Source organism: Cellulomonas sp. GbtcB1, assembly GCF_019091725.1.
In the GTDB taxonomy this organism is placed as follows: Bacteria; Actinomycetota; Actinomycetes; order Actinomycetales; family Cellulomonadaceae; genus Cellulomonas.
Genome location: NZ_JAGXJG010000421.1, coordinates 1 through 245 on the forward strand (window position 1 = coordinate 1; position 245 = coordinate 245).

Below are 245 nucleotides of genomic sequence, written 5' to 3' on the forward strand. Positions count from 1 at the left end.
GTCGGCGTGCGGCGCTACCTCACGCAGCTCGAGGACCTCATGCTCGGCCAGCCGATCCTCAAGGGGCGGCTGAAGGTCGTCGGCGTGCTCAACCTCGCCGGGTGCATGGCGCTCGGGATCACCGGCCCGATGCTCCGGTCCCCCGGCCTGCCGTACGACGTCCGCAAGGCCGCCCCGTACTGCGGCTACGAGACCTACGCCTTCGACGTCCCGGTCTCCGAGGGCTCGGACTGCTGGGACCGCAT

The 245-nt window shown here is 71.0% G+C and carries 1 pseudogene; it reads left to right on the forward strand.

Annotated elements, in window-relative coordinates:
- Positions 1 to 245, forward strand: a pseudogene (locus KVT14_RS20905) (NADH dehydrogenase subunit D); the annotation flags it as partial.